Annotated in this window: 21 protein-coding genes; 14 read left to right on the forward strand and 7 right to left on the reverse strand. The window is 62.3% G+C overall.

The window, feature by feature from the left end; genetic code table 11:
- Positions 1 to 55: 55 nt before the first annotated feature.
- The 6 genes from rpsP (at position 56) to SU48_RS07950 (ending at position 5669) form a co-directional block, all read left to right on the forward strand.
- Positions 56 to 304: a 30S ribosomal protein S16 gene (rpsP, locus tag SU48_RS07925; protein WP_064014778.1), complete on the forward strand. Its 249-nt coding sequence runs from the start codon at positions 56 to 58 to the stop codon at positions 302 to 304.
- A gap of 139 nt (positions 305 to 443) precedes the next feature.
- Entirely contained in the window at positions 444 to 686 is a 243-nt protein-coding gene (locus SU48_RS07930) for a KH domain-containing protein (protein WP_019008678.1), read from the forward strand.
- 62 nt (positions 687 to 748) lie between these two features.
- Entirely contained in the window at positions 749 to 1294 is a 546-nt protein-coding gene (gene rimM, locus SU48_RS07935) for a ribosome maturation factor RimM (protein WP_064014779.1), read from the forward strand.
- Positions 1295 to 1309: 15 nt separating this feature from the next.
- Complete coding sequence (gene trmD / locus SU48_RS07940) at positions 1310 to 2194, forward strand: tRNA (guanosine(37)-N1)-methyltransferase TrmD (RefSeq protein ID WP_064014780.1); 885 nt, start codon at positions 1310 to 1312, stop codon at positions 2192 to 2194.
- 71 nt (positions 2195 to 2265) lie between these two features.
- A complete protein-coding gene (locus tag SU48_RS07945) occupies positions 2266 to 2877 on the forward strand; it encodes an LON peptidase substrate-binding domain-containing protein (protein WP_064014781.1) in 612 nt (203 codons plus the stop codon).
- A gap of 617 nt (positions 2878 to 3494) precedes the next feature.
- Positions 3495 to 5669, forward strand: coding sequence for a recombinase family protein (locus SU48_RS07950; protein WP_064014782.1), 2175 nt, complete (start codon positions 3495 to 3497; stop codon positions 5667 to 5669).
- A gap of 923 nt (positions 5670 to 6592) precedes the next feature.
- Here the strand turns inward: SU48_RS07950 and purU are convergent.
- Positions 6593 to 7528 carry a formyltetrahydrofolate deformylase gene (gene purU, locus SU48_RS07955; RefSeq protein WP_064014783.1) on the reverse strand — a complete coding sequence of 312 codons (936 nt, stop codon included), beginning with the start codon at positions 7526 to 7528 and terminating at the stop codon, positions 6593 to 6595.
- 297 nt (positions 7529 to 7825) lie between these two features.
- Here purU and SU48_RS07960 point away from each other — a divergent pair, with 297 nt between their 5' ends.
- Positions 7826 to 8953 (forward strand): aminopeptidase, encoded by a 1128-nt coding sequence (locus SU48_RS07960; RefSeq protein ID WP_064014784.1) that lies wholly within the window; start codon positions 7826 to 7828, stop codon positions 8951 to 8953.
- A 73-nt stretch (positions 8954 to 9026) separates the two neighbouring features.
- Here the strand turns inward: SU48_RS07960 and SU48_RS07965 are convergent, their stop codons facing one another.
- The 3 genes from SU48_RS07965 to SU48_RS14155 all read right to left on the reverse strand — a co-directional run bounded on the left by SU48_RS07965 (position 9027) and on the right by SU48_RS14155 (position 11596).
- Entirely contained in the window at positions 9027 to 10718 is a 1692-nt protein-coding gene (locus tag SU48_RS07965) for a peptide chain release factor 3 (protein WP_231881566.1), read from the reverse strand.
- Between the two features lie 263 nt (positions 10719 to 10981).
- Positions 10982 to 11338 (reverse strand): type II toxin-antitoxin system death-on-curing family toxin, encoded by a 357-nt coding sequence (locus SU48_RS07970; protein WP_197474631.1) that lies wholly within the window; start codon positions 11336 to 11338, stop codon positions 10982 to 10984.
- A 93-nt stretch (positions 11339 to 11431) separates the two neighbouring features.
- Complete coding sequence (locus tag SU48_RS14155; RefSeq protein ID WP_157451123.1) at positions 11432 to 11596, reverse strand: hypothetical protein; 165 nt, start codon at positions 11594 to 11596, stop codon at positions 11432 to 11434.
- Positions 11597 to 11748: 152 nt separating this feature from the next.
- Here SU48_RS14155 and SU48_RS07975 point away from each other — a divergent pair, with 152 nt between their 5' ends.
- Positions 11749 to 12516: an SIMPL domain-containing protein gene (locus tag SU48_RS07975; protein ID WP_064014786.1), complete on the forward strand. Its 768-nt coding sequence runs from the start codon at positions 11749 to 11751 to the stop codon at positions 12514 to 12516.
- Positions 12517 to 12631: 115 nt separating this feature from the next.
- Here the strand turns inward: SU48_RS07975 and SU48_RS07980 are convergent, their stop codons facing one another.
- The gene (locus SU48_RS07980) at positions 12632 to 13579 is read right to left on the reverse strand and encodes a histone deacetylase family protein (RefSeq protein WP_064014787.1); all 948 of its coding nucleotides are present in this window, start codon (positions 13577 to 13579) and stop codon (positions 12632 to 12634) included.
- 23 nt (positions 13580 to 13602) lie between these two features.
- On the opposite strand from SU48_RS07980, the gene SU48_RS07985 reads away from it, so the two are divergent.
- The 5 genes from SU48_RS07985 to deoD all read left to right on the forward strand — a co-directional run bounded on the left by SU48_RS07985 (position 13603) and on the right by deoD (position 17547).
- Positions 13603 to 14112, forward strand: coding sequence for a GNAT family N-acetyltransferase (locus SU48_RS07985; protein ID WP_064014788.1), 510 nt, complete (start codon positions 13603 to 13605; stop codon positions 14110 to 14112).
- A 208-nt stretch (positions 14113 to 14320) separates the two neighbouring features.
- The gene (locus SU48_RS07990) at positions 14321 to 15331 is read left to right on the forward strand and encodes a S1C family serine protease (protein ID WP_231881567.1); all 1011 of its coding nucleotides are present in this window, start codon (positions 14321 to 14323) and stop codon (positions 15329 to 15331) included.
- A 41-nt stretch (positions 15332 to 15372) separates the two neighbouring features.
- Positions 15373 to 15981 (forward strand): response regulator transcription factor, encoded by a 609-nt coding sequence (locus SU48_RS07995; RefSeq protein WP_064014790.1) that lies wholly within the window; start codon positions 15373 to 15375, stop codon positions 15979 to 15981.
- A gap of 21 nt (positions 15982 to 16002) precedes the next feature.
- Positions 16003 to 16767: a metallophosphoesterase family protein gene (locus SU48_RS08000; protein WP_064014791.1), complete on the forward strand. Its 765-nt coding sequence runs from the start codon at positions 16003 to 16005 to the stop codon at positions 16765 to 16767.
- Positions 16768 to 16818: 51 nt separating this feature from the next.
- Positions 16819 to 17547: a purine-nucleoside phosphorylase gene (gene deoD / locus SU48_RS08005; RefSeq protein WP_064014792.1), complete on the forward strand. Its 729-nt coding sequence runs from the start codon at positions 16819 to 16821 to the stop codon at positions 17545 to 17547.
- A 107-nt stretch (positions 17548 to 17654) separates the two neighbouring features.
- Here the strand turns inward: deoD and SU48_RS08010 are convergent, their stop codons facing one another.
- The gene (locus SU48_RS08010; RefSeq protein ID WP_064014793.1) at positions 17655 to 18338 is read right to left on the reverse strand and encodes a hypothetical protein; all 684 of its coding nucleotides are present in this window, start codon (positions 18336 to 18338) and stop codon (positions 17655 to 17657) included.
- Positions 18339 to 18364: 26 nt separating this feature from the next.
- Positions 18365 to 19705 (reverse strand): RsmB/NOP family class I SAM-dependent RNA methyltransferase, encoded by a 1341-nt coding sequence (locus SU48_RS08015; protein WP_082869719.1) that lies wholly within the window; start codon positions 19703 to 19705, stop codon positions 18365 to 18367.
- A 394-nt stretch (positions 19706 to 20099) separates the two neighbouring features.
- Here SU48_RS08015 and SU48_RS08020 point away from each other — a divergent pair, with 394 nt between their 5' ends.
- Positions 20100 to 21296: a sugar ABC transporter substrate-binding protein gene (locus SU48_RS08020; protein ID WP_064014794.1), complete on the forward strand. Its 1197-nt coding sequence runs from the start codon at positions 20100 to 20102 to the stop codon at positions 21294 to 21296.
- The last annotated feature ends 148 nt before the right edge of the window (positions 21297 to 21444 follow it).

Raw genomic sequence — 21444 nt, forward strand, 5'->3', positions numbered from 1 at the left:
CTGCCATCCTTGCAGGCGCTTTACCCTCAGTACACCCCAACTCCGAGGTTTTCCCATGGTCAAGATTCGCCTTTCCCGCTTTGGTTCCACCCACAACCCTCACTACCGCATCGTCGTGACCGACGTTCGCCGTCCCCGCGACGGTGGCTACATCGAGAACCTCGGCCACTACGATCCCCGCAAAACCAGCGAAACCTTCCTGAAGATCGACACCGAGCGTGCCGCCTACTGGATCGCCAACGGCGCTCAGCCCACCCAGACGGCCCGCCGCCTGCTGAAGTCTCAGGGCGTCAAGGTCGCGTAAACCGAGAATTCGGTTTGATCAAAGCTCCTTCGGGAGCTTTTTTTGTTGGCGCTGCGATTTGGCGCAGTGATGGAGTCGAAGCGAAGCGTCAAAACAGACATGAATTCGGCGTCAGGCGCAATGCTCTAGAATGCCGCTCATGAAAACCGACCCGGTAGACCTGACATTGTTTCTGGCACAGAGCGTGGTCGATCAGCCCTCGCTGGTGCGGGTCGCCAAGCGTGGGCCAACCATCGCGGTGCGCGTCGGCCCCGGCGAGGAAGGCCGTCTTATCGGGCGGCAGGGGCGCGTGATTCAGGCCATTCGGACGCTGGTGCGGGCGGTCAGCGACCCCCGTGAGCGGCTGAATGTAGACCTAGACGCGCCGCGCAAACAGCAATAAAAATTCTTTTTCACCCCTAAAGTAGGCCGGATGACATACACCACACGAATTGGGCGGCAACCATGACTGCGCCCGCCGATACCACTCGACTGGGCTATTTTTTGGGGCCACACGGCGTACAGGGCGGCATCAAGCTGTACGTGCTGGGCGACGCGGGCCAGATTCTGAGCCTGCCCCGCGTGTACGTGGAAGGGCGCGGCTGGTTGCGGGTGCGCCGGGCTGATCCTCTGGCCCCCGGCGTGGCCCTGCAACTGGCCGGAATAACTGACCGGGAAGGGGCCGAACTCCTGCGCGGGGCCAACGTGTACGCCGCCGACGCCGACTTGCCGGGGCTGGAAGAGGGCAGTTTCTATTACCACGATTTGCGCGGCCTGCCCTTGTTGGATTCTGCTGGCACGGTTTTGGGCGAAGTCAGCGACGTGATCGATGCTGGGCCGCAGGATTTGCTGGTGGTTCAGCATGCGGGCACAGTATCTGGGCCGAGACAATCGCTGTTGCCCCTGCAAGCGCCTTACGTGGACGTGCAGACGGAGGCGGGCCGCCCAGTGAGAGTCGTGCTGACTGACGACGCGCCCGCTGGCCTGCTCGACGATGACGCCGAGGAGTAGCGCAGGCCCCTGCCCATGCTGACGTTTTCCTTCCTCACGCTGTTTCCCGAACTGCTGGCCCCCTTCGCCCGTGAGGCGATTGTGGGCAAGGCGCGGGAGCGTGGCCTGATTGATGTGCAGTTGGTGAATCTACGCGACTTTGCGGGCAACCGACACGCCAAAGTGGACGACACGCCCTACGGCGGCGGCGCGGGCATGGTGATCCGGGTAGATGTGGCCGAACGTGCCCTGGCAAGTGTAGACACTGCTGATTTAAACCCTCCTGATGAAGTCATCCTGTTCAGTCCGGCGGGGCAGCCATTTACTCAGGCGGTGGCCGAGGAACTGAGCGGCAAGCGGCATCTGGTGTTCCTGTGTGGCCGCTACGAAGGCTTTGACGCACGGGTAGAAACGCGGGTCACGCGGGAACTGAGCATCGGGGATTTTGTGATGATGGGCGGGGAAGCTGCCGCCGCCTGCGTGCTGGAAGCGGTGGCCCGGTTGGTTCCGGGCGTGCTGGGAGACGCCGATTCCCACCGCGCCGATTCGTTTTCCAGCGGCCTACTGGACTACCCCGAATACACCCGCCCGCTGGACTGGGAGGGCGAGGCCGTGCCCGACGTGCTGCGCGGCGGCAATCACGCGGCCATTGCAACGTGGCGCAGGCAACAGGCGTTGGCCCGCACCCTTGCCCGCCGCCCCGATCTGCTGGCCTCGGCCCAACTCACGCCCCAAGACAGCGCCCATCTGCTCTCTCTTGGCGTGTCTGCTGAGCAACTGAACCTCTGGAATGCTCCGCCGCCGCCCGCGCCCAAGCGGAAGCGCAGGCGTCCAGACTCTGCACCGCTCTCAGCAGCTCTGCCTGAATCCGCCCCCCCTCCAGATCAGGCCCAACACCATGACCAGACCAACAAAAAGTAAGCTGTGCCTTAGGGCTTCTGTAGCTTCCGCACAAGTCATGACACCCGTTCAGGGCGCAGGATAAGCGCACCATGTCCGCACCCCCGGTTGTCCCTCTTTTTCCCTTGCCGAACCTCGTTCTGTTTCCGGGGCAAGTGCTGCCCCTCTATGTCTTCGAACCACGCTACCGGGCGCTACTGGTGCGCGTGCAGGACACGGGTGAGCCGTTCGGTATCGTGCGGGTGCGCGAAACCAGCAACGAATCCACGCTGCCTTTTCACGAACGGGTGTCCCGCGTCGGCAGCTACGCCCACCTGATGCAGGCGCAGGGCCATGAAGACGGGACGAGCAGCATTATCGTGGTGGGCGGTGACCGCTTCCGGATTCAGGACTTTGACCTGACCGAGCCGTACCTGAGCGCCACCGTGCAAGATTGGCCGCTGGAACCTGACCCCCTCGGCCTGCCCGCCACCGAAGCTGTAGCCCGCCGCCTGCTGGCCGACTTGCTGCGGCTGCGGCCCAGTGACGCCGCCGCCATCCGCGACAATGCGCCCGACGAACCGCTGCTGCTGGCCAGTTTTGCCGCCGCCCTGTTGCCCCTGACGCCCGAACAGCGGGAGGAAGCGCTGGAGGGCAAGACCCTGCTCGATCGCCTAGACGTGCTGATTTCTACGGTTCCGGCAGGGGCGCGGGAACTGAATTAGGCCCGGTACATTCACAAACGGCGCTGAGTGATTCAACTCCAGCGCCGTTTTGTTGGGTCAAGATCAGGCTTTAAACAAGAGTTTCCACCACTCTCCCAATCGCGTGTCAGGCGGCGTGGAGGTGTTGTGGTACAGGCTGCACCTCGGTCAGGACGTACAATTCTGTGTGTTGTGCCGCTCGGTGCTGAGCCGCTCGCCACGTTAATTGCGGCTGCTCCTGACGGACGAGTAGCACCGCATGAAGAGCCTCCACCACACACCAGGCCCAGTTATCTTGAGCCTGAATGGTTCGACAGCGGCAGCGTGCTAGACCGAGATTTTGCTTCATCAAGCGGTGAATCACTTCCACGTCCCAACACCAGTACCGCTGTAAAGCTGGAAGCCACTCGGCCTATCATTGGGTTGGACAGCCTCGTTCGGCTCGCTCGCTTTATCCACCGCAGCGGAGCTGCGGCTCTTGTAGAGGACGGTCACCTATGCCCGGATCGAATCTCCCCCCCCGTCGACCCTCTGGCTGAGCCTTTCTCCAGCACGTCAGCAACGCCTGCTCCAGGTGTTGATTCGGTTGCTGGAACGGCAATTACAGACCACCACATCGGAAAAGACGCAGGAGCCTCATGACCGCGTCCATTGAAGTGCGACGTCATCACAAGATCGAGGTGAACCACCTCGACCGGCTGGCCATCGTTTACGTGCGCCAATCCACGCTGGCCCAACTTCAGCAGCATCAGGAATCGACCCGTCTCCAGTACGCGCTCGTCCATCACGCCGCCACTCTGGGCTGGGCTCCAGAACGCGTGCTGGTCATCGATGATGACCAGGGAAAATCTGGAACGAGCGCCGCGGGCCGTCCGGGCTTCACCCGCCTGGTGACCGAGGTAAGCCTCGGTCACGTTGGGTTGATTCTCGGCATTGAGATGAGCCGCCTGGCCCGCTCGAACCGCGACTGGCACCACCTGCTGGAGGTCTGTGCCTTATTCCAAACCTTGATTGGAGACACAGACGGGATCTACAATCCGGCCGACTACAACGATCGACTGCTCCTCGGTCTCAAAGGCACGATGAGTGAAGCAGAGCTACATATTCTCAAGAACCGCATGCATCAGGGCAAACTCAACAAGGCCCGCCGGGGTGCGTTGGGCACACCGACGCCGAGCGGCTATCTCCGGGATGTGTATGGCCAGATTCAGCTGGATCCGGATGAGCAAGTACAACAGGTGATCCGGTTGATCTTCCGTAAATTTGAGGAATTGGGCACCCTGCATGCCGTACTCCACTACCTGGTGGAGGAACGGATTCAGCTGGGCGTCCGCGAGCGGACGCGCGCTGGTGGGGGCCTCTTGACGTGGCGCCGACCCAACCGGATGACCCTGCAGAATCTGCTGCACAATCCGATGTACGCGGGAGTGTATGCGTACGGCCGACGGCAGGTCGACCCCAAGAAAAAGCTGGCTGGACGAAGCTCGACCGGACGGGTGACACTGCCGCCGAGCCAGTGGCATGTGTTGCTGAAAGAGCATGTGCCCGCGTACATCAGTTGGGAGCAGTACCAACAGAATGTCGCTCGTATGGCCGCCAACCGTAATATCGCATCGTTGTCGGGTGCCCCGAAACGGGGCACTGGGCTCCTCAGTGGTGTGCTGAGGTGCGGACACTGTGGGCACCGGATGGTGGTCTCCTATCACACCGCACTCGGTGGATCAGCATTGCGTTACAACTGCATCCGACAGGTATCGGATTACGCAGGTTCACCCTGTTTCAGCTGTACAGGTGCGGTGGTCGACCACTGGGTGACGGCTCAGTTGCTTGAGGCCTTGACGCCGGTCAGTGTGGCCCTCTCCCTCGAAGCACAGGCCGCGCTGAATCGGGATCGTGAAGCTTTGGATCAGCACTGGCACGCCCGCTTGGAACGGGCGCACTATGAGGCAGAGCGTGCTGCCCGTCAGTATCGGGGAGTGGAGCCCGAACACCGTCTCGTCGCGCGTTCCCTGGAACGCGCTTGGGAGCAGGCATTAGAGGCTGAGCGAACCTTGAAAGAGGAGTACGAGCGACACGTTCATCTGCGCCCACGGCAGTTGACCCCAGCCGAGATCCTTCAGGTACAGACCCTGTCAACGGCCTTGCCCGCACTCTGGTCTGCATCGACCACAACGATGCAGGATCGCAAGGAGGTCCTGCGCCTGGTCGTCAAACAGATCACGCTCTGGGGCGCAGTCAATGATGAGCGAATGGACGTGCGCATCGAATGGCAGGGGGGAAATGTGACAGGGGGTCAACTGATTCGACCCGTCGCCCGGCTCGATCAGGTCAGTACATATGCGGAGCTGTGTGCACGGGTCGAGGCGGGGGTGACACAGGAAAAAACGGCACTGGAGATGGCTGACGAACTCAATGCAGCCGGGCTGCGTCCACCCAAACGTCGAACCACTTGGAATGCGGCCCAAGTTCGGAGTCTGGCTCAACGTCTGGGCCTTCGGTTTTCAAAGGGCACAGATGGACGTGCCGTCCCTTCAAGGCGTCCCCCGCGGGCGGGGGACTGGTGGACGCTGGATGGATTGGCACAGAGGCTGAACATGCCGGTCGTAACGTTGTACGGCTGGCTGCACCGAGACATCGTGAAGGGAGAACAACTGAAACAAGGGGGAACCTGGCGAATCTGGGCGGATGATGCGGAGGTCAGGCGACTCCAAGTCTTGAGAGCTGAACCCATCGGCGCTCGGCAACATCGGCAATGGGTCAGTAAAGCCACTTCAATGCTGGAAGAACCGGAGGTTCGAGATGTATCACCGTAATCGAGTTGGCCCATCTCGATGCCCCAGCGGGCCTTCCAGGCCCGCAGCAGCGCCCGGACGGTGAAGGCAGCATCAAACGTGCTGAACAGAAAAAAGCAGCTCCATTGGCCGTGAACCTTGCGCCAAATGATGAGCACATCGAAGGCCCCGACGTCACGCGACACGGAGAGCCGACGGACACGCCAAGCGAACTCGGCATAGAGATGGCACCGTTCGGGCGGAAAGCGCTGTGCTAGAGCGTTGAGGGTGAGAGACTCACCCTCAACTTCAACACTCATATTCCGCTTGGCTCGCACCAGCACGGGGATCTGCGTGTCGTGACTGAAGGTCACGACCTCATTTCGTCCGAACTCTCCATCCAGCAGCAGCCCAGCGATGGACACCCCGGCCTCCCGGCACTGCGTGACGGTGTGAATCATCTCTTGGGTCGCGGTGCGGTACGGATACGCAGCGGTCTCCAACAGGCGAGAGACTGTGAACCGCTCCAACAGTGGCGTCGGATCGGTCCCGAACTTCACCAAGGCCGCTGAGGTGAACTGGTGCCCCAATTGAGTCCGCGCCTGACCGCTGTAGTGAAAGTTCAGACCCTCCATCTCCAGCCCCGCGTGCGGCACCATCACAAAGTCAATAGCCAAGAGCGCGCCACACGGCGCGCTCTTGGCTCGACGCTGGAGATCTTGGGTCGTCGTGAACGATTGCTGTGCCAGGGACTGGCACAGCGTGCTTTTCCGGACGGTGCTGTAGGGGGCGATACCACTCACACTGGTGGCACGATTCAACAACGCGGTGACGATGCTGAGCGGTAGGCTGGAGGAGCGAGGCATAGACACTTCGCATGAAGGCCCACGAGACCGGGGAATTTCAATCCCCTCCTCAAGGGCCTTCGTTGCTGTCGCCATAAATCCCTGCGTGGAAACTCTTGTTTAAAACACCACCGTCTTATTGCCGTAGACCAATACCCGGTCTTCCACATGGGCTTTGACGGCGCGGGCCAGCACTTGGCGTTCTACGTCGCGGCCCATCCGCATCAAGGAATCGGGCGTTTCGCGGTGCGTGACCGGAATCACGTCTTGGGCGATAATCGGCCCGGCGTCCAGTTCCTCGGTGACGTAATGGCTGGTAGCGCCGATGAGTTTCACGCCCCGGTTGAAGGCCGCCCGGTAGGGGTTCGCGCCAATAAACGCGGGCAGGAACGAATGGTGGATGTTGATGACCGGGCGGCCAAAGCTCCGCAAAAAATCGCCGCTCAGAATCTGCATATAGCGCGCCAGCACAGCGAAATCGGCCCCGGCCTCGTGCATCAGGCGCACCTGCTCGGCTTCGGCCTCGGCTTTGTTCGCTTTGGTGACAGGCACCACGTGAAAAGGAATGCCGAACATGTCGGCGTCGCGGCGCAGGTCTTCATGGTTGGAAATAATCAGCGGAATCTCTATGTGCAGTTCGCCCCGGCGTTTGCGCCACAGCAGGTCTAGAAAGCAGTGATCGTAGCGGCTGACCAGAATCGCCATACGCTTGGGCTGGGCCGTGTAATTCACGCGCCACTGCATTTCGAAGGGTTGGGCGATGACGCTCTCGAAGGCCCGCTCGAATGCGCCGCGTGCCAAGTCGAGGCCGTCCAAATGAAATTCCATTCGCATAAAAAACTGGCCGCCGCTGGGGTCGGTGGTGTGCTGATCGGAGTGCAGGATATTCGCGCCGTGATTGAGCAAAAATTGCGACACGGCGGCCACGATGCCCTTGCGGTCTGGGCAGGCGATGGTCAGGGTGGCCGTATTGTTGGGGTCGAGGCGGGCGGGTTCGGATGCACCCGGAGCGGATTTGACAGAGTTGGAGGGGGTTGGGTCAAGCGGGGCCGTCATAGCCGAGCAGGATAGCACCGGGCCAGATGGTCAGCAGCGGGGCGAGCAGGCTGGGGGCTGGAGTTGAGGGGCGAGGACGCCCAAGTTGGAAGGTGAACCCCCCGTTGCTCCGCAACGCCCCCCCTTGGAGGGGAGGACTAAAAGCTGTTGCGCTCCCCTTAAGGGGGGCTGGCTGCGAACTGGCACAGCCCCGCAGGAGAGCAGACTGGGGGGTTTACCCGGAACCGTCAACGCTGCATATCTACCACACAACATTTCCGGCCCGCTGCTTTGGCCCAATGCGGTAGGCTGGCCCGCGTGCAGAACAACTCAGAAGCAACCTCAGCAGCGGCCCCACATGCAACCCTCTTGGCCTACGATCCGCGCCCACATGCCGAATTGCTGGTGGCCTACTGCCTGAATGTGCAGCCGAGCGAACGCATTCTGATTGCGGGCGGCATGGCGGGTCTGCCCCTCGTGCGCGAAGTGGCCCGCGCCGTGTTGAAGGTAGGCGGGCGGCCCGCGGTGCGGCTGGAGTATCCGGGTCAAGACGACGACGTGGCCGCACTGGCGGCTGACGGCGTGCTGGACGTACTTCACCCCGCAGAGTTGGCCGATATGGAAGGCATGGACGGCACCTTACGAATCCTGACGCCGGGGGCGGGCCAAGTGGACGCCGTAGATGCCAGCCGACGCGCCCGCCTGACCGCTGCCCGCTCCGCTTTGGCCGCCACCCGCGCCCGCAAAAAATGGAGCCTGACCCTGTATCCCACCGCGCACGCCGCCGCCCAAGCAGGCATGACCGAAGCCGATTTTGGCGCGTTCGTGATGCGGGCTATGTTCCTTGACCGCCCTGATCCGGTGGCCGCGTGGGGCGAGGTGCGCGAGCTGCAGGCCCGTCTGATAGACCGCCTGAGCCGCGCCGACACGGTAAGAATCGAGGCCCCCGGCACAGACCTGACCCTGCGCGTGGGCGGGCGAACCTGGGCCAACAGCGACGGCAAACGCAACATGCCCAGCGGCGAAGTGTTTACCGGGCCGCTGGAAGACAGCGCCAACGGGTTTATTACTTTTGACGTGCCCGCCGAATACGGGGGCGTGATGGTGCGCGGCGCACGGCTGGAATTTCGGGAAGGTGTGGTGGTGGATGCCCGCGCCGACGAGGGCGAAAGCACCCTGCTGGCCGCCCTGAACACCGATCCCGGCGCACGGCAGCTGGGCGAACTGGGCATCGGCTCCAATAGCGGCATCCAGACGCCCACAGGCAACATTCTGTTCGACGAAAAAATTGGCGGCACGGTGCATCTGGCGCTGGGCCGCTCCTATCCGGAAACGGGCGGCGTGAATGCCAGCGCGATTCACTGGGATTTGATCACGGACTTACGGCGAGGCGGGCGGATTCTGTTGGACGGCGAGGTATGGCAGGAAAACGGGCGATTCTTGTAAAGAGCAAAAGCGTCCGGCCTGAATCCAATGCGTAGGATTCAGGCCGGACGACTTAGAGAATTGGCTTTTTCCCTTATACCCGCGTCAAGTCTTTGGGCAGCGGCAAGAACTCAATTTCGGGATGCTGCTCTTGCGTATAGCTCAAGTCGTATTTAGAGCGGAACAGCATCACGGGGCGGCCCTGATCGTCTTCGACGTGGCGGGCAAAACGGGCCACGGAATTGGCGTCTCCGGCCAACCAGCGCACCAACTGATAAGACGTGACGTTCATTTCCACGTCCACGCCGTATTCTTCCAGCAAGCGGGCCTGAAAGACCTCGAATTGCAGCGGCCCCACTGCGCCCAAATACGGATCGCGTGCGCCGTCGGTGGGATAGAACACCTGCACCACGCCCTCTTCAGCAAGTTGCTGGAGTCCCTTCATAAAGGCCTTGCGCTTGCCTACATCGCGCAGACCGATGGTGGCGAAAGTTTCGGGCGTAAAACGCGGGAAGCTGGGCAGCACGACTTTGCCGTTCACGCTGATCACGTCGCCAATCTGGAACACGCCGGGGTTGACCAAGCCCACGATGTCGCCGGGGTAAGCGTCCTCCACCTTTTCGCGGTCTTGGGCAAACAGCGTATGCGCCTGCGAGAGCCTCAGCTTGCGCCCTGTGCGGGTGTGGGTCACGTCCATGCCGCGCTCGAAATGCCCGCTCATGACGCGCATAAAGGCGGTGCGGTCACGGTGCTGCTTGCTCATGTTGGCCTGCAACTTGAAGATGAATCCGGCAAACGGCGCTTCCGGCTCGCGCTCGCCCAGATTGGTTTCGGTGGGGCCGGGGGGCGGCGCGAGTTCCACGAAGTTGCTGAGAAAATGTTCGATGCCGAAATTATTCATGGCACTGCCGAAAAAGACGGGAGTGAGTTCGCCGCTCAGGAACTCGGCGGCGTCAAATTCGGGCAGCGCGGCGGTGATGAGTTCTACATCGTGGCGCAGTTTGGCAGCCAAATCCGCACCTACCAACCCCACCAATTTAGGATCGTCCAGCCCCGCCGTCTGCATAGGCGCACGTTGCTTGCCGCCCGCCGTGCGCTCGAAGGCCAGCACTTGCTTGGTTTGCAAGTCGTACACGCCCTTAAAGTCGGGGCCGTCGCCAATCGGCCACGTCAGCGGCACCACCGTGATTTTCAAAATGTTCTCGATCTGCTCCAAGAGTTCAAAGGGGTCTTGGGCGGGGCGATCCATCTTGTTCACAAAGGTCAGGATGGGAATGCCCCGGTTGCGGCACACCGCGAACAGCTTTTCGGTCTGCGTCTGCACCCCACGCGCCGCGTCCAGCACCATCAGGGCACTGTCGGCGGCGGTCAGGGTGCGGTAGGTGTCCTCGCTGAAATCTTGGTGTCCGGGCGTATCCAGCAGGTTGATGTGGCGGCCCGAAAACTCGAAGGTCAGTGCAGAACTCGAAATAGAAATGCCGCGCTGCTGCTCAATGCTCATCCAGTCGGACTTGGTGTGGGAGCGGCCTTCCTTGGCAGTCACGCTGCCTGCTTCCAGAATTGCGCCTCCGTACAACAACAGTTTTTCGGTAATGGTGGTTTTGCCCGCATCGGGATGAGAAATGATGGCAAAAGTGCGGCGGCGGGCAATCTCGGTGGTGAGGTTCTTGTCGGCCAACGCTGCGGCTTTTTCGGTGGCGGTGGGTTCGACAATCGTTTCTAAGACGGCTGGGTCTGGTGCGGTGGCCCCGTCCTGCACGTCGGGCTGGGTGGGAAGACTGGTCATAGGAACTCCTGCGGGCCTGATCGGTGCGGCCCGGATGATGAACTGTTGCTGGTTCTTGGGTTCTTGAGGCTGGGTGATCGCGCCTTCAACTCACGCTCGAGACAGTGCCGCTCACGTTGCGAGCCTCCGCAAAAGCGGGGAGGGTCTCCATTCCCGCTGCACTGTCTGTTTTTCGCCTCTCGCTTCGTTCGGCTCATCCAGAGATGAACAGCGAGGTCACTAGGTTGGCGTTAGGCGGCGCGTCATGCGCTCAGTATACCGCGTCAGGCTTCCGCGTCGGCGGGATCAATGCCGCACCACAGCATCAGGGTGACGCGGAGTCCCGCCACATCCAGCAAATTCATAGCTGCCAGAATCGCCGCCGTCACCTTCTCGCGGTCAGATGGGTCAGGATAAAACCCATTCGCTTCCAAGACGTTGAGCATGACCTGAAGGGCGGTGCGCTTGTTGCCGTCACTGAAGCCGTGATCGTGGGCTAAGGTGTAGCCAATCGCCGCCAATTTGGTGAAAAACGTGGGGTAGGCATCTTCGCCACCCAAAGAAGTGACGGGCTTGCTGACCGCACTTTCGATCACGCCGATATGGGCCACACCCGGACGGCCTTCCGACACTTCCAACACGTCGTCATGGAGTTCGAGGACGTATTTTTTGGTGGGGTAATCTATCCCTCGCTACCGGTAAAAGTAGGTGTTGGACAGTGGGCCAGCCATCCCCTACAACTTGGCGAGCGTCTGCAACACGCGGGCATTGCGCCTGACACTCTCTTTCATCTCGGCGCGGATCTCTGCTTCCGTGCGGGGCGGTTTAGATTCCCGCTTCACCTCTTGGGCACGCACGTAGTCTTGAGCTTGATCTTGTGAATTGTTGTTGACAGTCATCTTTTCCCCTCCCCCGCCGGACGGCGCTGTCCCCTACTATGCCACAGCCTGCGCCCCGGTTTTCTGACCACCTACACACTCTTCAGGGTCAATTCATTCAGGCCCATTCTTTCGGATGACGCGCTTAAATGAGAAGCGTGTTAGCGTAGCTCATGACCCCATCGGTGCGCCTGCCCAGCGCCATTATTGCTACCGCCATCGCGTCCGTCGCCTTTTTTGCCACCGGGTTTGTCGTCGTGCGGGGCCTTGCCGATGTGAAGAATGCCAGCGACGTGATCAATGTGACGGGCAGCGCCAAGCGCAACATCACCAGCGATCTAGCGGGATGGACGTTTACGGTTCGCAGCAGCGACGACAGCAATTTGCAGAATGCGTATAAGGCTTTTCAGGGGGCGCAGCCTGCCATAGACGCCTTTTTGCGGGCGCAGGCGTTTGCAACGTCCGAACTGCGGCGCGAACCAGTGAATGCGGGGCCGCAAAACTACACGGTCATCGAGGACGTGAACGGCGAAAACGCCGAAGTGGAGCGCACCCGTTATGTGGTCAGCCAGACGTTCCGGGTGCAGTCGGGCAACATTGCCAAGCTGCAAAGCGCGGTAAGTGCGGCAACGGCGGCCTTTGTAGATGCCAGCACAGGCGGCCTCAGCATCGAAAGCGGCGACGTGCAGTACCTGTACACCAAGCTGAGCGACGTGCGCGTGCAACTGCTGGAAGAAGCCAGCAAAGACGCCCAACGCCGCGCTCAGGCCATTGCCCAGAGTGCCGGAAACTCTATCGGGGCCGTGAAGAATGCCCGCGTGGGCGTGTTCCAGATCACGCCCCGCTTTGAAACCAGCGTGGAAGACACGGGCAGTTACGACACGACGGCGTTGGAAAAAGACGTGACGGCAGTGGTGGAGATTGACTTTGTGGTGAGGTGAAAGACCGTCTAAGGGTCGAGGGGCTGAGGGTCTAACAACGGCATTCGCTGACGCTCACTCACCGCCTCTTTAAGCCGAAGCGCCGGACTGACCCAGCACCTTAGACCCTAAACCTTTAAACCTCTCCAACCACCGCCCCAAACGCAGACAACGCCGCCTCCAACGTCCCCAAGCGCGCCGCGATCAGCGTTTGGGGATTTGTGTTGTAGCCGCCCGCCATGACCAGCACCAGCGGAATGCCGTGCAGGGCGGCCCAGCGGCACACGCGCTCATCTCGTTCGCGTACTCCGGCAGGCGTGAGGGCAAGGCGGCCCAACTGATCGCCTTCCAGCACATCGGCCCCGGCGAGGTAGAAGACAAAATCGGGGGCGAAAGCGTGCAGCGCAGGAAAAACCACGTCTTCCAACGCTGCCAAATACACCACGTCACCCGTGCCGTCGGGCAGGGCCACGTCCAGCCCACTGACCTCCTTCTGAAACGGGTAATTGTTGGCTCCATGCACGCTGACGGTGAAGACGCGGGGTTCGGCGGCGAAGATAGACGCCGTGCCGTTGCCCTGATGCACGTCCAGATCCACCACTGCAATCCGCGCCGCCCGGCCTTCATCTAACAACCACTGGGCGCTGATCGCCACGTCGTTGAGGAAGGAAAACCCCTCGGCGTGAGCGCGGTAGGCGTGGTGCGTGCCGCCGCCCAGATTGATGCCGAGGCCCAAGGTCAAAGCGTCCCCTGTGGCCGCCAAGGTTGCGCCGCTGCTGGCTAAGCCGCGCTCGACGACGGCAGGCGACCAAGCAAACCCCAGCGCCCGTTCTTCGGCCCGCGTGACCTCTCCAGCCCGCCAGCGGCGCAGATACTCGGCGTCGTGGACGCGCTCGGCCAAGGCCCATTCCAGCACCGGAGCGTACAGCAAGGGCAGCCTCTCCCCTGCTCCGGCCAGCAAGCTTGCGCGGAATTCGGCGGGCAAGAACTGACGGCGTGGGGCCGGGCCAGCCGCAAACGACGCGCCCAGAAAAGCCGTGAAGGCGCGGTAGGGATGCGGGAAGGTGTGCGGAGGAAGGGACACTGAATTCAGCCTATCCTGCGGGCATGGCCGTGACCCTGCGCCCACTTCGCCCCGGCGACGAACAGGCCGCCGTGCGCTGGGCCGCCGACCCGGAATTCTGCCTTGCCGCAGGCTGGACGCCCCACCTCGCCCCGCGTCTGATCAGCAAGCACTGGCAGCGCCTGATCGCCGGAACCGGGCCAGACTTTTTGCGGTTGGGAATAGAAGAAAACGGAGAACTCGTGGGCTATGTAGACCTTGCCAATAAGCTGGCGCACACGGCAGAACTGGGCGTGGCGATTGGCGAGCGGGCGCAGTGGGGGCGTGGGCTGGCGCATCAGGCGTGCAGGTTGCTGCTGGCACACGCATTTGGCCCGCTTGGACTACACACAGTCACGGCACAGGTTCACGCGCCCAATAGCCGTTCTCATCGGCTGATGCTGGGGCTGGGATTTGTTGAAGTGGGGCGGGCTGAGCCGGAACTTTACCGGGAGGAGTGGGTGGGGGTGGTGTGCTATCGGCTGGGGCGGGGGAGTTTTTTAGATTGTGGGTGAACCCCCCCGTTGCTCCGCAACGCCCCCCCTTAGAGGTGGGGACAAGTGCTGTTGCGCTCCCCTTAAGGGGGGTTGGCTGCGAAAGCAGACTGGGGGGTTCGCCCGGAACTGTCTATCTGACCCAACCCCACCCCTAGCCGTTCGGACAGGCCGCCGCCCCCACCATTCGCCCGGCGCAGATTTAGTCTGCTGGACGCATTCTATGGGCATGACGAATATAAATGACATGAGCAGGATTTCGGAAGGTTTAGCGGACGCCGCGCAAACGGCGGGACAATCTGTAGTGACCGTGTTGGGTGGACGCCCAGTGAGCGGCACAGTCGTAGCAGACGGACAAGTGTTGACGGCAGCCCACGTGCTGCACAGCGATGAAGTGAAAGTCCGCACGGCAGACGGGCGCGAACTGGCCGCCACTGTGGCAGGCCGTGACCCCTCCACCGACTTGGCGTTGCTGCGGGTGGAGGGGCTGAACTTGCCCGCGATGCCCGCCAGCACCGGAGCGCGAGTGGGCGAGTTGCTGCTGGGGGTGGGCCGCCCCATGCACGGCTTACAGGTGACGCTCGGGCTGATGGAACGGGCCGCCCCGCCCGAACGTGGCCCGATGCGCGGCTGGCTGGAAGCCGGGGCCGCCCCGTTTCGCGGCGTGACCGGGGGCGCACTCGTAGACACACGCGGCGGCTTGGTGGGCCTTTTGAACGCGGGCGTCAGCCGGGGCACCCTGCTGGCCGTACCCGCAGCCCGCGCCCTGCGGGTGGCCGACCTGCTGAACACGGCGGGCCGCGTGCCGCGTGGGTATCTGGGAGTGGCAACACAGCCGGTTCATTTTCCTGATGCTCAACAGTCGGACACGCAAACCGGGCCACAGGCCGAAGCAGGGAGCGAAGCCCAACCTGAAGAACGCGGCGGGCGCGGCGAACATGGCCCACGCCGGGGAGCCGGACGGGGCGAGCGCGGTAGGGAGAGTCGCGGCTGGGGAGGACGCGGCGGCCAACAGCGTGGGCGAATTGGCCTGACGGTGGTGCAGGTGGAAACGGGCAGCCCTGCCGCCAACGCAGGACTCTTGGTCGGTGACGTGCTGCTGGCGCTGGACGGTGAGGCCGTGCGGCATCCCGGCGAACTGCTGGCGCTGGTGCGCGAGCGGGCCGGAGAAATGCTCGCTGTGCGGGTGCTGCGCGGCGGCCAAGAAACCGACGTGACCGTGACTGTGGGAGAACGCTGAGCTTTTTGCCCCGGCCACAGCCCGTGCGCGTAGCATCAGCTATGGCCGAACCTGTTGCGTTGCCTGCCCATCTGCCGCCGTCGGTACGGGTAGCGGTGCAGTCGGCCATGCTGCGGGCCGGGATAGAAAGCCTGCTGGGAGCGGCAGGCCTGCTACGCTCCGAGGCCGAAAGTGCCGTGCTGATCGTAGACGATGCGTGGCTGGCCGACCCGGACGCGCTGGCCGACGCCTTGGCCGAGGGGGGGGCGATTGTGGCGCTGGGATCGGCGGAATGGGCCGCACTTCTGCCAGAACTGACGGGCGGCGGCTGGGCGGTGCTGAGTGCCGACGCCACTCCCGCCGAACTGTTGGCCGGGGTGCTGGGCGCGGCGGCGGGTTTGGTGGTGCTGCCCCCCGCGTTGCTGCACGCCCCGAACTCGCCAGCCGACGACATGGCCCCCGCGCCGTCCGATGTGACCCTGACCCCCCGCGAACACGACGTGTTGGTGCTGCTGGCCGAGGGCCTCAGCAACAAGCGGGCGGCGCGGGAACTGGGCGTCACCGAAAGCACCATCAAGTTTCATGTGGGGGCGCTGTATTCCAAGCTAGGCGTACAAAGCCGCGCCGGAGCGGTGGCACGCGGGATTGGTCTGGGGCTGGTGAGCGTGTGAGGCCAGCCGGTATGCTCAGCCATGCTCCCCCGCGAAGGCTTCAAACTGGTCGTGTTTGGCGACGTTCACGGCAATCTGCCCGCCCTGACTGCGGCGCTGACCGATATGGCACGGCAGGGAGCCGAGGCTTTTATCTGCTTAGGCGATGTGGCGATGGACGGCGCGTGGCCCGCCGAATGTATAGGGCGAATCGCGGCGCTGGGTTGCCCGGTGGTACGCGGCAACGCTGACCGAATGCTGCTGGAAGAAGCTACAGCCTTTGCCCCACGCGGTTTTCCCGACGAAGAAAAGCTGCACGCCATTGGCGAATGGGCCAGAACACAACTGGGCCGCGCCGAACTGGATTTGCTCCAGACCTACACCGCCCGCGCCGAGTGGCCTGATCTGCTCTGTTTTCACGGCAGCCCGGAACGCGACAACGAAGAATTGACGGCGCACACGCCAGAAGCGCGGTTGAACCAACTGCGGGCGGAATTTGGGCAACAGTCGGTCTGGATCGGCGGCCATACGCACCAGCCTTTGCACCGTGAATTGGACGGCTGGGTGCTGCTGAATCCCGGCAGTGTGGGGTTGCCTTTCCAGAAACGCGGTGACCGCTATGTCAATCTGGCGCGGGCCGAATACCTGATGTTGAGGCGCACCGGGGCGGGCTGGCAACCTACTTTTCACCGAGTGCCCTACGACGTGGCCGATGTGCGGCGCGGCATTCTCAGCCGGGGCCTACCACACTCGCGCTGGCTGGCACAGGAATGGGTGGACGGCAGCGATCACACAGAAACTGCATAGACGGCTAAGCACTTCGAGGCTGCCCCCGCCAAACTTGCTAGGCTAGGCCCGATGAGTCTTCACCTGAATGCCCAACCCGGCCAAATTGCCGAAACCGTCCTGCTGCCCGGCGACCCGCTGCGTGCCCAGCACATTGCCGAAACCTTTTTTGAAAACCCCGTGCAGCACAACACCGTGCGCGGCATGTTGGGCTATACCGGAACCTACAAAGGCCAGCCCGTGAGTGTGCAGGGCACCGGCATGGGCATCGCCAGTTCCATGATCTACGTGCACGAACTGATCACGGGCTACGGCTGCAAAAACCTGATTCGCGTGGGTACGGCGGGCAGCTACCAGCCGCATGTGCATGTGCGCGATCTGGTATTGGCTCAGGCCGCTTGCACCGATTCCAACATCAACAACATCCGTTTCGGGGCCAAGAACTTCGCGCCGATTGCCGATTTCGAGCTGCTCCTGCGGGCCTACCAGATCGCGCAGGAACGCGGATTTGCTACGCACGTCGGCAACATCATGAGCAGCGATACTTTTTATCAAGACGAGTTTCAGCAGTTTCAGCAGTGGGCCGATTTTGGCGTGCTGGCCGTAGAAATGGAAGCCGCCGGGCTGTACACGCTGGCCGCCAAACACGGCGTGCGGGCGCTGACCATCCTCACTATCAGCGATCACCTGATCACGCACGAGGAAACCACAGCTGAAGAACGCCAACTGACCTTCAACGGCATGATCGAAGTGGCGCTGGACGCTGCGCTGGGGTTGGAAGCGGAAGGCAAGCAGAACTGAGATTTCAGTGGGAAGAGGGGCCGCACACCCGCCCGTCTCCGCAGTTCTAAATTCAAGACCCTGAACGCTGAGCTACACGGTGCGTTCAGGGTCTTGGTTTGCCGTCATCAGTACCCGTATTCCTCCGGATCGGCGGAAAAGGTGAAATGGGTCAGGATGCTGTAGCCGAGCGCCGTTGCCGCGTCGTTGCGGTTGCCCAGCGTGAGCATGATGGCTTTGCCCAGCGTGTCGTAGCGGTTGAGGGTAGTGGCCCACGTTTTGGGATCGTACATCACGTAGTCTTCGTCGGGGCCGGGTTTGTAGGCCCGCTGGAGCTTGAGATAACTGGCGTGATCGGCCTTGGCCTCGGCAATCACGCGGGCGTAATGCTGGCCTGTGGGTGCGCCCAGAGTGCTGCGGGCCAGTGCGCCGAGGCTGCCCAATTGCTCCTCTAAAAACGGATACATGCGCGGTACTTGGTGAACGTACATCGTGCCGCCGCCCGCCCGGATTCCGGCCAATTGGCCCTCTATGGCCCGCATTTCGCGGTACTGCCTGCGTAAAGTTTGCAATCTGGCCCGCAGTTGGGGCTGCGTCGCCAAATCCTTATCCAGCTTGGCGGCGCGGCACTGCGCCCAGTTGTAGCTGGATTCGTCCTGATCGACTTCGCTCCAGTTGGTGATGGTCAGCAGATCGTAGGTGGCCGAGTCCACAACGTTGGCAAGGGTGCAGTTGGCGGCGGCTTGAGCCTGTGCAGGAGCGGCGGCGAACAGCAACAGGGCGGCACCGAGCAGACCATGTTTAAGGGGCATTCTTCAGCCTAGCGCACCAAGCTCCATCAGCTCAGGCGACGCATCCGGGCAATAAAGAAGCCGTCTATGCCGTGTTCGGGCACGGTCAGCACACCTGCTCCGGCGGAAACGGTGGGCAACTGCAAATCGGGCAAGGGATCGGGGGCAAAGTCGGGGTGAGCCGCCAAGAACGCACCAATCACGTCTTGCCCTTCCTGCGGCATGACCGAGCAGACCGAATACACAAGTACTCCGCCAGGCGCGACGGCAGCGGCGGCGTGGGGCAGCATCCGGGCTTGCAGGGCCGCCATCTGTGCCACAGCCTGTGGGGTCAGGCGCAGCTTAATTTCGGGGTGAGAACGCAGAGTGCCGCTGCCCGTGCAGGGAGCGTCCAACAGCACCAACGCAGCGGGCGGCAAGTCCAGTGGCGTGGTCAGATCGTGGGTAATGAAGTCGGCGCTGAGGCCGAGGCGGGCCAAGTTGGTACGGGCCGCGTCGTGCTTGTGCGGCATTACGTCGACGCTGGTTACGTTGGCCCCACGTGCCGCCAGCATCGCCGCCTTGATGCCCATGCCGCCCGCCAAATCCAGCACCCGCACACCGTCTACGTCGCCCAGTGCGTCCACGCAGGCCAGACTGGCCGGGTTGATGGGTTGCGCCTCGCCCTGCATGTATGCCGCCGATTCACGCAGGGGGCGGGCCAACGCCACGCGCCGCACGCTGTTGGGGCCGGAGAAAACCTCGCTGCCTTCCTCCTCCAGCAACCTCTCCCCCGCCTCCGACAAGCTCAGCCAGAGGGGTTGCGGCGTCAGCAGATCGGCCATCACAGGCTCGGCATCTTCGCCGTAAGCCGCGCGGTAAACACGGATCATCCACGCAGGCAGGGCAGTGCGGGTTTCCTCAGTTTCGGGCGGGAGGGCCACGCGGCGCAGCACGGCATTCACCAATGCAGGCGGCGCGAAACGGGCGTCCCGCGCTAGATTCACGTATTCACTGACCACCGCGTGCGCGGGCGTGCCCAAGATCAGTTTCTCGAAGGCTCCGGCCAATAGCAGCGCCCGCACTTTGGGATGGGTATCTTCCGTCAGCATGGGCGTCAGCACCGCTTGCAGGGTGGGCGCGTACCGCAGAGCGCCATACACGATATGGGTGGCAAGGCCGGAATCACGTCCGGGCAACTTGGCCGCTTGCAGGGCCGAATCCAGCGCAGAGGCGGCGTAGGATTCGCCTGCCAGCACACGTAGAAGCACTTTTACCGCCAGTTCACGGGCAGGGTTGGCCGGGTCAGGGCGCGGGCGGAATTTGCCGGGCCGGGTTGAACCGCCCGCCTCGGCTGTGGGGCTGTCAGCACTCGCTTTGCTGGGTTGAGGACGGCGGGAACGAATCATCCGGCCAGCATACGGCGAAACGGGCCGGGCAACAGAAAGCGCGGGCAGCGAATGGTCAGGAGACCATTGGATCAAGTCCATTATTTTGTCCAAGATGAAAATTGTATCCACTCCAACACAAACCGTTTTCTCTGACGGCAACGTGAAATAAAGGCTAACCCAAGGTCAGGAACTCGTCTTGTCAAGTGACAGGGCGGCACCTATAATGATGAGCGAACATCCCCGTTCATTCCCCTTCAGTGCTGCGTGAGATTTTGGCTCGCGTACAAAACCTCCCGCACCAGACCCTACTTCTGGCGTTGCTGGAGCAAGCTGAACACGGCGGCCCTGTTCTACAGTTCACTCGTCTGGTTTTACTGGAAGCGGTTCACCGCCGATCCACCCAAGGAGCATTATGAAGAAAGCTTTGACCCTGTTGTCTCTGGCCCTGTTGGGCAGCGCCCTTACCTCTCAGGCAGGCGCGGCCACCCTTACCGTCTGGACTCACTTTGGCGGCCCCGAACTGGCATGGCTCAAGTCTCAGGCCGCCGACTTCACCAAGAAGACGGGCACCCAAGTGTCGCTGGTCAGCGTGCCCTTCGACAACATCCCCGACAAGTTCATTCAGAGTGCGCCCAAGGGCCAAGGCCCCGACGTGGTCGTCACGCTGCCCCAAGACCGCTTGGGCCAGTTGGCCGCTGCCGGAGTCGTGGAGCCGATGGACAAGTACGTGACCAGCCGCACCGACTTCGACAAAACCGCACTGACCGCCATGACCTACAAGGGCAAACTGTTCGGTCTGCCCATGTTCGCTGAAAGCGTGGCGCTGGTGTACAACAAGAAGCTCATCCCCAACGCGCCCACCACTTGGAGCGCCTTCTTGGCCGCCGCCCAGAAGAACACGGGCAACGGCAAGTTCGGCTTCCTCGCCGACCTCAGCAACGCCTACATGAACTACGGCGTGGTTAGCGCTTACGGCGGCTACGTGTTCAAGAACACCAGCGGCACCCTGAACCCCAAAGACATCGGCTTGGCCAACGCCGGAGCCGAAAAAGCCAGCGCGTTCCTGAACGACCTGCGCTACAAGTACAACCTCGTGCCCGAAGGTGTAGACGGCGGCGCGGCCAAGAGTGCCTTCGTGGACGGACGCCTCGCCATGCTGCTCACCGGGCCTTGGGACATCGGCGACATCAAGAAAGCAGGCATCGACTACGGCATCGCCGCTTTCCCCACCCCTCCCGGCGCAACCGGCAAGTGGAGCCCCTTCGTGGGCGTGCAGGGCACCATGATCAACGCCTACGGCAAGCAAAAGGCCGCTTCGGCGCAGTTTGCCAAGCAGATTTCTTCCAGCACCGCGCAGGTCAGCTTTAATCAGGCCGGGGGCCGTATTCCCGTCAGCCTCAGCGCCCGCACCAAACTGAAGGCTGACCCCGTGGTGGCCGGCTTCGGCAAGACCATCAGCATGGGTACGCCTATGCCCAACATCGTGGAGATGGGCAGCGTGTGGGGGCCTTGGAGCGCCGCGATTGCCCAGAGCGTGCAGAAGCCCAACCAGAACTACTCCCAGATTCTGGACAAGGCCGTCGCTGAAATTAACAGCAACATCAAGTAAAAGCACACCGATTGAATGAAAACGGACGGGCTATAGACGCCTGTCCGTTTTCCATTGCTGCGGCTGCACCATAACAAGAGATGCAAACGATTACATGGTTCGTCTGACTAGATCAATGGTCAGGCTGCGCTCTGGTAGAGTTGCAGTC

The sequence above is a fragment of the Deinococcus puniceus genome (assembly GCF_001644565.1).
GTDB lineage: Bacteria > Deinococcota > Deinococci > Deinococcales > Deinococcaceae > Deinococcus > Deinococcus puniceus.